The organism is Sorangium sp. So ce385, assembly GCF_051474135.1.
GTDB classification, from domain to species: domain Bacteria; phylum Myxococcota_A; class Polyangia; order Polyangiales; family Polyangiaceae; genus Sorangium; species Sorangium cellulosum_D.
Genome location: NZ_CP150337.1, coordinates 6,101,542 through 6,113,813 on the forward strand (window position 1 = coordinate 6,101,542; position 12,272 = coordinate 6,113,813).

Genomic DNA, 12,272 nt, shown 5'->3' on the forward strand with positions numbered 1-12,272 from the left:
TGCGATGTCGCTCTTCCAGTGAGATCAACGTTGACGCGCAGGGGAATTCATCGCGTCGAAGGAGCTCACGTGTGCCGCAGCGCGACCCGGGCCGGCGTCGCCGCCGGGCGCCGCCACGGGGATCCGCTCGGACTCCCACGGGAAGAACCCCCGCGCCCCGATGCACGCGTCGGCGATCGCGTGGGCGGCGCTCATCCGATCTTCCAGGGCGGCGGCCTCGAAGAACCCGCGCGCGCGGCGGGCGACGTCCGGGTCGCTCCGATCGAGCTCGGCGAAGAGCTCCTTGGTGCGGGGCAGGACGCCGTTGCGCGCACGGAGGTGGTACCGGAGGATCGCCAGCACGGCCTCGGCGAGCAGGGCGCTGGCCATGACCGGGTCGCGCTCGGCGACGTCGACGGCGTCTTCGAGGAGCGTCGCGGCGCTGTACCGCTCCCACGCGTCCTGATCCGGCGTGAAGTCAGAGCGCTTCGCCAGCCACGCGGCGGCCTCCGCCCTGAGCTCGTCGAGGAGCGGAGACCCGAGGACCGGAAAGCCCGTGGCGATCATGTGGGCGGCGGACGGCCGCGCGTGCTGGTGCTCGGCGGCCCAGTACTCGCGCACGGCCGCGGGCGGATTCACGAAGATCTCCACGGGGACGTCCTCCCCGAACCAGCGCTGCAACCGCTGCTTGTACGGAGCGCCGTGGATCACGAAGAGATCGAGATCGCTCGACCGATCCCCGTGGCCGCGGACGATCGATCCGGCCGCCACGATGGCCAGGGGCTCGAACCGCTCGAGCACGAAGCCGACCGCCGCGCGGAGGGCGCTCGCGTACCTCGGCGACAGCTCCGGCCAGAGGCATCGCGCGAGAGCGTCGGCTTGCGCGTCGGGGGTCACCGGGATCGTGCCCCCGCGTGGGAAATGAATACGTCGATGGGCTTCAGCACGATCGCTCGAGGTGTCAGCTGTCCAGTCGGCCTTTGCGGTGCATCGATCGGGGAAGCAACTAGGAAGAGCAAACGACATCCGAGAAGTCAAGTCCATCGCACCGCCCGAACCCGTACAGTCTCGCTGGAGATCTCGGTCTCGACGCGCGATCTCGGCGCACGATCTCGGCGCACGATCTCGGCGCGCGATCTCGACGCACGATCTCGACGCACGATTCCGAACCACGCTCGAGCGTGGGCCTGCGGCGTTCAGGCCCCCATGCTCGCCGCGCACAAGGCGGCAGCAGCCCCCACAGGCTGGAGCTGCCCGTGCCTCCCCGGCGGGCGGCCGCTCGTCGATGGGCCTGATTCGCCGGGCGACGACACGCGGTCTGGCCGGCCAGGGGGCGGCAGCTCAACCGACGACAACCGACGAACGCCTCGACGACAAGGGCGGCGCGCGGCTCCGCCCCGCGTCCGGGACACAGGATCTTCTCCTTCGCGGCCTTGACACGACTGAATGCGCCGCGCGACGATGAGCGGATATCTGTCTTGAGCCTCATCATCGATTCACGCCGCGCGCTCGCGTCGTACCAGCGGTCGTGACGGCGAGGCTCCAAGACTCCGGCCTCGCATCCGGCGGGGCTCGGCGGGGCTCACCACGAAGCGTGTCAGGGGGAATCTCTGCCTATGAGAAATAAAAAGAAGATATTCACGACGTTATGCGCCGGTGTGACGAGCGCCCTCGCGGCCGGCTGCACCGCCGATCCCGGCGGCGCCGGCGACGAGGGCGCGGGCAGCGCCGCGCTCGCGCTGTCGACCGAGGGACAGGTGTGCACCACGATCCAGCGCGGCGCTGGGCCGGCGGGCGTGGCCGACGCCGTGCTCTGGCAAAGCTCGCCCAGCTGGAACGATGGCGCGGGCGTGACGCTCAGCACGGGGACGAGCGCGGGCGGCGGGCTCCGGCGCAGCCTGCTCCGGTTCGATCTCTCCGGCCTGCCCCCGGGCGCCGAGGTCGTGTCGGCGAGCCTGTCGCTCTCGCAGACGTTCAAGACGGTCGACAGCACGGTCCGCGTCCACCGCGCCACGAGCGCCTGGGAGGAGGCGGCCGTGACCTGGGCGAGCTTCGGCGAGGCGTTCGATCCGGCGATCGCCGCGTCGTTCACCGCCGGCGGCGGCTCCGGCTTCCGCTCGTCCGACGTCACCGAGCTCGCGCGGGCGTGGGCGAGCGGCGAGGCCGCGAATCACGGCGTCCTCCTCGAGGAAGACCCGGTCCAGCGGACCGATTTCCGCAGCAGCGAGAAGTCGGTCGTCGAGGAGCGGCCGAAGCTCGAGCTCTGCTACGTCACGTGCGACGACGGGATCCAGAACGGCAGCGAGAAGGGGGTCGACTGCGGCGGCGCGTGCCCCGCCTGCGACGGCCAGTCGTTCGAAGGGCCGCCGGGCGGGAGCGCCGTCGATCTCGAAGGGAGCGGCCCGGCGTACGCGTGGTCGGTCGGGGACATCGACGAGCTGCCCGAGTCCGTCGCGCGGCAGGGCACGCACGAGCCCTGCACGACCAGCGAGGATTGCCAGTTCGACCAGTACTGCGAGCACCCCGCGCAGGGCGCGTGCGCCCACGACCCGTGCGACACCGGCGGCGCCCTGCTGACGACCTGCAGCGGCTGCGTCGCGAAGGTCTGCGACGCTCGGCCGAGCTGCTGCATCCAGCCGACGATACCGGCCGACTGTGGACATGACGCCTGCCAGACCGGCACCGCGACCAACATGACCACGACCTGCGGCGACCCGTGCATCGAAAACATCTGCGCGGTCTGGCCGCTCTGCTGCGAGATCCACCCCACGAGCTCGGCGGAGTGCGCGGCGCTCATCGGAGTGGGCAGCATCTTGCTCGCCGGCGGCAGGTGCGATCCGCCCAACTCCGGGATTTGCCCCCCGCCGACCATCCTCTCCGGCGGCGCGTGCGTGCCGCAATGGAACACCACCTGCAGGAACCTCGTCGCGACCCAGTGTCCTGGCAAATCGTGCACCCCGCCGACCGCTTCGTGGGACGCGACGTGCGTCGCCCTGGCCGAGCAGGAGTGCGGCGCCGCGTGCGGCGCCGATCCAGGCGTGCAACAGGGCCTCTGCAAGTCCTACCTGCCGAACCAGACGAACCCCGCGTGCAGCGGCGTGGATCTCACGGTCGGCGTGCCCTGCGACGGGACCATCCCGGTCTGCAACCGCGGCACCATGCCGGCGCCCGCGGGCATCGCGATTCACCGCTATCCCGCGGGCGCGGGCCAGCTCCCCTCCTCGGCTCCGAGCCGCATCCTGAACTCCTGCAGCCCGACCGGCGGGACCCTCGCCTGCACGACCGCGCAGCCGATCGCCCCGGGCGAGTGCATCAGCGTGGCCGGCTGTACGGGCGTCGCCGACGGCATGGAGCTCATCGTCAACCCCCCGGGCCCGGGGCAGATCGCCGAGTGCCAGTGCGGCAACAACGGGAGCATCTATCAGCAGTCGGCCATGTGCGAGTCGCCGGCGTGCATCGCCACGGCCAGCGTCTCGATGATCAGGCCGGCCACCCTGTTCGTGGCGCTCGATCGGTCCGAATCGATGGCGCTCTCCGGGGGAACCAACGTGAGCGCCTCCCGATGGAACCCGGCGCGCGCCGCCCTCAGGGCGTTCTTCGAGGATCCGGCGTCGGCGGGGCTCGGCGTCGCGCTCCGGTTCTGGCCGCACAACAACCCCGGCCCGTGCGACGACATCGCCGGCGCCTGCCCGCCCGACGCCGTCAGGGACTGCGACATGCCGATCGTCCCCTTCGATGGCACGGCGGCCCGGAGGCTGACCGCGGACCCCTGGCCGATGGATCAGCAGGAGCTCGCGCTCTACAACGCGCTCTACACGAGCAGCCCGGGCACTGGCGGCGATACGCCCATGTACCCGGCGCTGGACGGCGCCACGAGCTGGGCGATCAACTACAAGAACGCCCACCCCGAGGAGGAGGTCGCGGTCGTGCTCGTGACCGACGGCATCCCGTCGGACTGCAACACCGTCCCGAACCAAATCGCCGAGCTGGCGCGCAATGCCTACGACAACCACGGCGTCCGCGTGCACGCGGTGGGCTTCGGCAACTCGAACGCGGAGATCATCAACCTCATCGCGATGCGAGGCGGCGGGCGGGCGTTCAACCTCACCGCCGGCACGGGGCTGGCGACGACCCTCCGCGACGCGCTCGTCTCGATCCGCGGCCAGGCGCTCGCCTGCGACGTGACGGTCCCCCTCGCCGGCGCGTCGGATCCCGCCTCGGTGTCGGTCGTCCACGTGAACAGCGCCGGCACCGAGACCGTGCTCACGCCCCGGGCCGACCTCGCCAGCTGCGGCCAGGGCTGGTACTTCGCCGACGCGTCGAACACGAGCGTCAAGCTCTGCCCGCAGACGTGCACCGCTCTCCGCGCCAGCCCGGGGAAGGTCCGCGCGACCGTCCCGTGCGCGGCCGAGGCCCTCACGCCCATGACCACGAGCTGGGAGCGCTACCACGGCGTCTGCCCGCCGGGGACCAAGGCCCGGTGGGAATACCTCACCTACCGGACCGTCACCCCGGAGGACTCGAGCGTCGAGCTCTTCGTGCGCGCGGCGGACGACCCCGCCGACCTCGACGCCGCGCCCGTGACGCTCGCCGCGACCGCCCACGCCACGCCCGCCGACACCCAGGTGTGCGACGAGACCTCGACGCCGCCGTGCGCGGTCGATCTCGCCGGCGCCCTCGGAGGGCCGCCGGGAGCGCAGGCGGATTACCTGGAGCTGCAGGTAAAGCTCAATCCGACGAGCGACGGCGCGGGCGGCGTCCAAGTCCAGGGCTGGGAGATCGGCTATTCGTGCCCCGACGCGGAGTAACCCGGGGCAGGACCGCGAGATCTCCGTGAGACGCTCTCCTCGTCATGCCCTCGCGCCGAAGCCGCGTCCCTTGACCCTCTCCGCCGGCATCCCGTGAGCTGACCGTCCTCGCCCCCGCATCGCCCTTCCCGCGCGCGAGCCGCCTCCGCGCGCAGCTACCTCGCCGCCTTCCTGCCTCCCCGCCTCCGCGGCGGCGCCGCCGCCCCGGCGCTCGCGCGCGCCCGCGCCGCCGGGCGCGGCCCGTACACCGCGCGGAGCTCCGCCGCGATCGCCTCGAGGCGCGCCCGCAGCGCCGCCGGCTCGAGCGCCTCGACGCCCCGGCCCAGCCCCACGATCTGCGAGACCGCGATCGACTCCCGCTCGAAGTCGACCGTCACGGTCCTCGTCCCGTCGCGCCCGCGCTTCCCCTGCCCCCACCGCTCGTGCTCGCCGCTCGGCCGGATCCGCCGGAGCGCCGCCTCCCCCTCCTCGGTCACGCGCAAGGTCGCCACGTAGCTCGCCCGGCGCTCCGCGAAGCGCTCGCACCACGCCTTCCAGCACGAAGGCAGGTCGAACCCCTCCGGCCGCGCGAACCCCTCGTCGAGGAGCCGCGCCCCCTCGACCCGCGCCCCCCGGAACACGCTCGGCCCCCGCTCCGCCGTCCCGGCCACGAGGTACCAGCGATCGGCCTTGATCACGAGCCCGTACGGCTCCACCACCCGCTCGCTCGCCGCCCCGTCGAAGTCCCGGTACGCGAGCCACACCTTGCGATCCTGCCAGACCCCCTCCCGCAGGACGTCGAGGTGCGGCACCACCTCCCTCCCCTGGAACCACCCCGACGCGTCGACGTGGAGCCGCTGCCGCGCGTGCTCCGCCATCGACCGCTGCACCACCGGCAGCGCCGCCGACAGCTTGATGAGCCCGCTCTGCAGCGCCGCCGACAGCCCGATGTCCGCGAGGGCGCCCGGCGCCGCGACCGCGGAGAGCGCCTGCACCTCGGCCTGCGTCAGCCCCGTCAGGCTCGTCTGCCACCCCTCCAGCAGCGCGATCCCGCCGTTCGGGCCGCGGTTCGCGTAGACGGGCACGCCCGCGGACGACAGCGCGTCGAGATCCCGGTAGATCGTCCTCGCCGAGACCTGGAGGCGGCGCGCGAGGTCCTCGGCCGTCAGCTGCCGGCTCTTCGCCTGCTGGAGGAGCAAGAGCAAGCTGAGCAGCCGATCCGCGCGCATGAGCGATCCTCTCTCCGTGGCTCGTGGACGGCTCCGCGCCCGTCCGATTCCCGTCCGATCCGGCGATCAGCCTACGCGCAATTCATGACAGAAGGTGTCAGGAATCGTCCCGTAGCGTCCCCGGAGGATGAGCCGCGGCGCCGCGCGCACCACCCAGCGCCGCCGCGAGCTCCGGCACGCAAGGAGGAGACAGCGTATGAGACCGCTTGAAGGACAGATCGCCCTCGTCGCCGGCGCCACGCGCGGCGCGGGGCGCGCCATCGCGTGCTCGCTCGGCGAGGCCGGCGCGACGGTCTACTGCACCGGCCGCAGCGTCCGCGGCCGGCCCGCCACGGGGCAGCGCCCCGAGACCATCGAGGAGACCGCCGAGCGCGTGAGCGCGGCCGGGGGGCGCGGCGTCGCCGTGCAGGTCGACCACACCGTCGAGGAGCAGGTCGAGGCGCTCTGCGCCCGGATCCGGCGCGATGAAGGGCGGCTCGACGTGCTGGTCAACGACGTCTGGGGCGGCGACGAGCTCACCGAGTTCGGCCAGCCGTTCTGGAAGCTCTCCCTGGCCAAGGGGAAGCTCCTGCTCGAGCGGGCCGTCACCTCGCACATCATCACGAGCCGCCACGCGGTGCCGCTCATGCTCGAGCGCGACCGTGGCCTCATCGTCGAGGTCACCGACGGCGACACGTTCGGCTACCGGGGCAACCTCTTCTACGACCTCGCGAAGATGTCGGTCATCCGCCTCGCCTTCGCCATGGCCTGGGAGCTGCGCCGCCACCCCGCCATGACGGCGCTCGCGATCACCCCCGGCTTCCTGCGCTCGGAGGCGATGCTCGACGGCTTCGGCGTGACCGAGGAGAGCTGGCGGGACGCGACCGCCAAGGACCCGCACTTCATCGCCTCGGAGACGCCGTTTTACGTGGGCCGCGCGATCGCGGCGCTCGCCGCCGATCCGAACGTCGCGGCGAAGTCCGGCCGCGTCTTCAGCTCGTGGGATCTCGCCAGGGAGTACGGCTTCACCGACGTCGACGGCCGGACGCCCCACTGGGGCGAGTACTTCGCGAAGACGTTCGGTGAATGCAAGAAGGCCGACGAGGCCGCCTATGCGTGGTGGTTCAACGGCCCGATGGACCTCGCGGCGCCCGACTGGCCCAAGGAGTGACCGGCGCGCGCGGCGCTCAGCGACCGGCGCGCGCGGCGCTCAGCGACCGGCGCGCGCGGCGCGCCGCGGATCAGGCGCGCGGCTTGGGGTAGCCGACGAGGTAGGTCCCGTGGAGCGGCGCGTCCCCGAGCTTGATGGTGCCGATATCCCAGACCCAGTCGGGCGCGTCGATCTCTGCGACCAGCGCCCGCAGCTCCTCCACGCTGTAGATGCGCAGCCAGGACACGAGGCCGTCCCAGAGCACGAAGGCCTGCATCACCGGGACGAGCCACGTCCACAGGAGCCACGCCCAGCGAAACGGGCGCCAGAAGGGCATGGAGACGGTGACCGTGAGCGGCGTGAAGAGGAGCCCGAGGAGCATGGGGAGCTCACGGCTCACGACCTCGAAGACGCCGATGGGCTGCCGCCGCGCGACCGCATCGGCGAGGACCTTCCGCGCCTGCTCGGGGGGAAAGTGGTGGAACGCGTTGAAGACCGTGCGGAAGCCCGTGAGCTCTGCGGGGACGGCGGTCGCGTCCACCGGCGCGGCGCGGCCCACCACGGCGCCTCCGCTCCCGCGGGCGGCGTGCTCGAACGCAGGGAGGTTGGGGTAGAGATCCGTGAGCGTGACCGTGACCTTGCGACCGCGCTTCGCGAGCTCGTCCGCGACGGCGGCGGCCGGCACTCCGCCGCCCGAGCACAGGTCGACGAGCCGGGTCTCGCCGGTCGCGTCGATCGCGCGCTCGAGCGGGCCGACGAGCATCCGCGCATGGCCCGAGGCGCGCTCGGCGAGGTTGAGGAAGGCGGTGCCACCGTCGCGCAGGACGCGGGGAAACCAGGGGAGGTCTTCGAGCTCAACGAGCTGCATGCGGCTCATAACGGCTCCTTGGCGGGCACACCGCCGTGCTGGTGGACAAGGCGCTCGATGACGGCGTCGAGCGGGTAGCTCGCAGGGTCGAGCACGTAGTGCTGGAACACCCCGTCGAGCGCGGCGAAGAGGAGGCGCGCCTCGAGCTCCGGCTCCGGCCGTCCGATCTCGGCGAGCAGCGCGGTGAAGAGGCGAAGGTAGAGGGCTGACTGGGCGGCGATGCCCTCGGCCAGGCCGGCGACGACGGCGTGCTGGAAGCGAACCCCGTACGACACCCGCCAGAATTGCTCGTGCTCGCGCACCAGACGCGCGCTCACGCCGACCAGCGCGCCGAGCCGGGCGCGCGGCTCCGGGACAGCCGCGGCGCGGGCGAAGGCTTCCATGACGAGCCCCGCGCTCCGCTCGAACAGGGCCTCTAGCACCGCCTGCTTGGAAGGGAAGTAGTGGTACAGCAGCCCCGAGGCGACCTGAGCCTCGGCGGCGATGTCGCGCACGCTGGCGCCCTCGTAGCCGTGACGGGCGAAGACCCGGAGCGCGGCGTCCATCAGGTGCGTACGGGCGTCTTCTGGTTGGGGGTGCCGGCGTCGGGGCGACATTTGATTGAACGTTCAATCAATGACCTGGGTCGAGGCGATCCGCAAGCTCCAGAGCAAGGAAAAGGCGCGAAGACGTGCGCGCGAGGCGGAACGCGACGAGCCCGAACGCCGCCCCGGCCGGAGGTCGAGCGACCGCGCGCAGCGCACGGGCAGGCGCTCGCACGCGGAAGGCGCCCCGTGCGGCCGGCGGCGCGCGCGCCCGCAGGGGCCGTGACGCGCGCCTCGGCGGGCGTCGGTGGACGTCAGTGGGCGTACGGTTCGCCGCGCAGCAGCGTCATCGAGCGGTAGAGCTGCTCGATCAGCACGAGCCGCGCGAGGCGGTGCGGGAACGTGAGCGGCGACAGGCTCCAGCGATCGTCGGCCGCGGCGGACAGGTCGGCCGGCAGCCCGTCCGCCCCGCCGATCAGGAACGCGACCACCCCCTTGCCGCGCGAGCCCCACCGCTCCACCCCGGCCGCGAACGCCTCGCTGCCGAGCGGCTTGCCGTTCACCTCCATGGCGATGACGCTGGCCCCCGCCGACGCGCGCGCGAGCAGCGGCCCGACCTTCGCCGGCGGGCCGTCCGGGATCTCGATCTCGTCGCACGCGACGTAGCGGCGGACGCGGCCGAGGTACTCGTCGATCGCCGCGCGCAGCGGCTTGTCCTTCACGCGCCCGACGGCGGCGACGATGAGTCGCACGGCGCGCTCAGCTCGGATCGAACCGCGGGGCGGGCTGCGCCCCCGGCGGCGGACTCTCCTCCGGGACCGGGACGCGGCCCGCGTCGATCCAGAGCCCCTCGATGTCGTACACGCGGCGCGTCTCCTCCTGGAACACGTGCACCACCACGTCGCCGAAATCGATCAGCACCCAGGTCGCCGCGGCGAGGCCCTCCATGGACAGCGGCGCGAGCTTCTGCTTGCGCACCGCCTCCTCCAGGCCCGTCGCGATCGCGTGGACGTGCCGGTCGGAGCGGCCGGTCATGATCACGAGGTAGTCCGCGTAGTCGACGCGCCCCACGACCTCGAGGATCTCGACGCCGATCGCCTTCTTGTCGAGCCCCGCCGCGGCCAGCGTCAGCGCGAGCTCGCGCGCCGGCGCCGACGGCTCGGGCGGCGGCGGCGCGCTCCGCCGCGCGGCGGCGCGCTTCGGGCCGGCGAGCGGCGCCTTGCTCCGCGCCGGAGACCGCCCCGCGAGCGGCAGCATCGCCTTGGCCGAGCCCTCGCCGCCGCCCCGCGCAGGCCGCGGCGCGTCGCCCGCGTCCCGCGCCGAACGCCGCGGCCGCGCCGCCGGCCGATCCGCCGGGATCGGCCGCTCCGGGCGGTCCAGCTGCTCGACCTCGTCGCCTCCGCCGAGCGCGCGGCGCGCCGTCTTCTTCGCGCCGGCCTCGCCCACGCCCGCGTGCGAGGCGCGGATCCGGGGCGACGCCGGCCGCTTCGTCTTCGCCGCGGACGACGCCCGCCCCGTCGCGCCCGCCTTGGCCGTGCTCGCCTTCTTCCGCGCCGGAAGGCGGGGCTCCGCGCTGTCGCCCGCCTTCGATCCCGACTTCGCCCGCGGCTTGCTGCTCCCTTCGCCTGCGTCCTTCTTCGTCGCCAACGTTCTCTCGCTTTCTCTTGCGCCCCTGAGGTCGCCGGGCGCCCCTCGTCTCGCCCGCGTCAGCGGGTCTGCCCCTCGCCGTATGCGATCCACTTGAGCGCCGTCAGGCTCGCGAGCCCCATCGGGCCGTAGGCGTGGAGCTTCGTCGTGGAGATGCCGATCTCGGCGCCGAGGCCGAGCTCGCCGCCGTCGTTGAACCGGGGCGACGCGTTCACGAGCACGCAGCTCGCGTCGACCTCGCGCACGAACCGCTGCGCGTGATCGTAGCGCGGCGTGCAGATGACCTCGGTGTGCAGCGACCCGTAGCGGCCGATGTGCTCGAGCGCCTCGTCGAGCGACCTCACCACCCGCACCGCGAGGATGGGCGCGAGGAACTCCCGCCCGTAGTCGTCCTCCGAGGCCCTGCGCGCCGACGGCACGAGCGCGCAGGTGGCCTCGTCGCCGCGCAGCTCGAGCCCGCGCTCCGCGAGGGCGGCGACGCGGGCGAGCAGCGGCGCGGCGACGCTCTCGTGCACCAGCAGGCACTCGAGCGCGTTGCAGACGCCGGGGCGCTGGAGCTTGCCGTTGTCGACGAGGCGGAGGGCCATGTCGACGTCGCAGCCCGCGTCGGCGTAGAGGTGGTTCACGCCCTTGTAGTGCTGGATCACGGGGACGCGCGCGTTCTCGGCCACGAACCGGATGAGCCCCTCGCCGCCGCGCGGGATGGCCAGATCGATGAGGCCGGTCATGCCGAGCAGGAGGCGCGTGGCCTCGCGATCGAGCGAGGGGACGATCTGCACCGCGTCCGCCGGGAGCCCGACCGAGCGCACCGCGTCCGAGAGCAGCGCGCCGAGCGCCGCGTTCGAGCGCGCCGCCTCCTTGCCGCCGCGCAGGATCGCGGCGTTGCCGCTCTTCAAGCAGAGCACCGCGGCGTCGACCGTCACGTTGGGGCGCGACTCGTAGATCATCGCGATCACGCCGAGCGGGACGCGCACCTGCCCGACGAGGAGCCCGTTCGGTCGCCGCTCCATCCCGATGACCTGCCCGACCGGATCGCCCGCGGCGGCGACCTCGAGCACCGCGCCGGCGATCGACGCGAGCCGCGCCTCGTCGAGCACGAGCCGGTCGACGAGCGCCTCGGAGACGCCCGCGGCGCGCGCCGCGGCCACGTCCTCGGCGTTCGCGGCCAGCACGGCGGAGCGCTTGCCCTCGCCGGCCTCGGCGCGCAGCCGCTCGGCGATGGCGCGCAGCGCGCGGTCCTTCTGGGCCCGGTCCAGGGGGGCGAGGGCCCGGGCAGCCGCCCGGGCGCGCAGGCAGAGGGCGCGCAGCGTGCCCTCGAGATCGACGTTGCTCTGTTCCACAGCGGGAACCTAGCTCGCCTCCCTGCGCGGGCCAACCGTTCTCCTGCGCCTCCGTGCTAGCGTACCGGCCGTGTCCGGCGATCTCCGAAGCTCGAGCCAGGCGTCCTTCGCACCCCGCTCCCGCCCGGCCCGCCCTGCGCCGCGGGCGGCGCTCCTCGCGGGGGCGCTCGTCGCGGCGCTCGCGCCCGCGGCGTGCGGCGGGGCGGACGCCGCCGAGGACGCGCCCGCCCCGCCGAGCACGGGCATCCCGCGCGCGGCGCCGAACGCGCGCGGCGCGCCGCTCGAGGCGCCGCCGGCGCCCCCCGTCCCCTCCTCGCCGTTCGCCGATCCGGAGAGGCTCCAGATGCCGCCCGATCCGTTCGGTCCTCCCGAGTTGCCGCCGCATCCTGTTCCTCCCGTGAACGCCGGGGGGAGCGGCAGCGGAGTCGAGCTATGACACGCCCTCGCCACGCCTCTCAGGTCGCCGCGGTCGCCGCGGCCGTCGCCGCGCTCCTCGCCGCGGCGTGCTCCTCGTCCTCCCCGAAGCCGCTCCCGGCCGGTCCGCCGCCCGAGTACGAGCGCCCGCGCGCGTACGACGGCGGCGTGGGCGACGCACCCGCGGCGCCGGCCTCGCCGGACGAGCCGGCGGCGACGCCAGGCGCGCCGCTGCTCGCCCCGTCACCGGGCGCGCCGCCGACGGGCGCGCCGCCGGCGCCCTCGCCGCCGCCGCCGCCCACGCAGCCGTGACGCCGGCGCAGCCGTGACGCCCGCGCGGCGAGCGCCTCGCCTG

General features: G+C 73.6%; 11 protein-coding genes. 4 read left to right on the plus strand and 7 right to left on the minus strand.

The annotated features are described in order from the left end of the window. Window positions 1–24 precede the first annotated feature (24 nt). Window positions 25–876, minus strand: a complete 852-nt coding sequence (locus WME83_RS22160; RefSeq protein ID WP_437321278.1) for a nucleotidyltransferase domain-containing protein — start codon at window positions 874–876, stop codon at window positions 25–27. Between the two features lie 761 nt (window positions 877–1,637). On the opposite strand from WME83_RS22160, the gene WME83_RS22165 reads away from it, so the two are divergent. Beyond that, a complete protein-coding gene (locus WME83_RS22165) occupies window positions 1,638–4,787 on the plus strand; it encodes a DNRLRE domain-containing protein (RefSeq protein ID WP_437321279.1) in 3,150 nt (1,049 codons plus the stop codon). Between the two features lie 155 nt (window positions 4,788–4,942). On the opposite strand, the gene WME83_RS22170 is transcribed toward WME83_RS22165, so the two are convergent. Then, entirely contained in the window at window positions 4,943–5,995 is a 1,053-nt protein-coding gene (locus tag WME83_RS22170) for a helix-turn-helix transcriptional regulator (RefSeq protein WP_437321280.1), read from the minus strand. Window positions 5,996–6,191: 196 nt separating this feature from the next. Here WME83_RS22170 and WME83_RS22175 point away from each other — a divergent pair, with 196 nt between their 5' ends. Further along, complete coding sequence (locus WME83_RS22175) at window positions 6,192–7,145, plus strand: SDR family oxidoreductase (RefSeq protein WP_437321281.1); 954 nt, start codon at window positions 6,192–6,194, stop codon at window positions 7,143–7,145. Between the two features lie 70 nt (window positions 7,146–7,215). Here the strand turns inward: WME83_RS22175 and WME83_RS22180 are convergent, their stop codons facing one another. The 5 genes from WME83_RS22180 to WME83_RS22200 all read right to left on the minus strand — a co-directional run bounded on the left by WME83_RS22180 (window position 7,216) and on the right by WME83_RS22200 (window position 11,503). Then, complete coding sequence (locus WME83_RS22180; RefSeq protein ID WP_437321282.1) at window positions 7,216–7,992, minus strand: class I SAM-dependent methyltransferase; 777 nt, start codon at window positions 7,990–7,992, stop codon at window positions 7,216–7,218. 5 nt (window positions 7,993–7,997) lie between these two features. Next, a complete protein-coding gene (locus tag WME83_RS22185; RefSeq protein ID WP_437321283.1) occupies window positions 7,998–8,537 on the minus strand; it encodes a TetR/AcrR family transcriptional regulator in 540 nt (179 codons plus the stop codon). A gap of 293 nt (window positions 8,538–8,830) precedes the next feature. Beyond that, complete coding sequence (locus tag WME83_RS22190; protein WP_437321284.1) at window positions 8,831–9,268, minus strand: 23S rRNA (pseudouridine(1915)-N(3))-methyltransferase RlmH; 438 nt, start codon at window positions 9,266–9,268, stop codon at window positions 8,831–8,833. 7 nt (window positions 9,269–9,275) lie between these two features. Beyond that, window positions 9,276–10,163, minus strand: coding sequence for a ribosome silencing factor (rsfS, locus tag WME83_RS22195; protein ID WP_437321285.1), 888 nt, complete (start codon window positions 10,161–10,163; stop codon window positions 9,276–9,278). A 59-nt stretch (window positions 10,164–10,222) separates the two neighbouring features. Beyond that, window positions 10,223–11,503, minus strand: coding sequence for a glutamate-5-semialdehyde dehydrogenase (locus WME83_RS22200; protein ID WP_437321286.1), 1,281 nt, complete (start codon window positions 11,501–11,503; stop codon window positions 10,223–10,225). Between the two features lie 70 nt (window positions 11,504–11,573). Here WME83_RS22200 and WME83_RS22205 point away from each other — a divergent pair, with 70 nt between their 5' ends. Together WME83_RS22205 and WME83_RS22210 are read left to right on the plus strand one after the other, a co-directional pair. Continuing rightward, window positions 11,574–11,939, plus strand: coding sequence for a hypothetical protein (locus WME83_RS22205; protein ID WP_437321287.1), 366 nt, complete (start codon window positions 11,574–11,576; stop codon window positions 11,937–11,939). Continuing rightward, window positions 11,936–12,229 carry a hypothetical protein gene (locus tag WME83_RS22210; protein WP_437321288.1) on the plus strand — a complete coding sequence of 98 codons (294 nt, stop codon included), beginning with the start codon at window positions 11,936–11,938 and terminating at the stop codon, window positions 12,227–12,229. The genes WME83_RS22205 and WME83_RS22210 overlap by 4 nt, the downstream gene beginning before the upstream one ends. The last annotated feature ends 43 nt before the right edge of the window (window positions 12,230–12,272 follow it).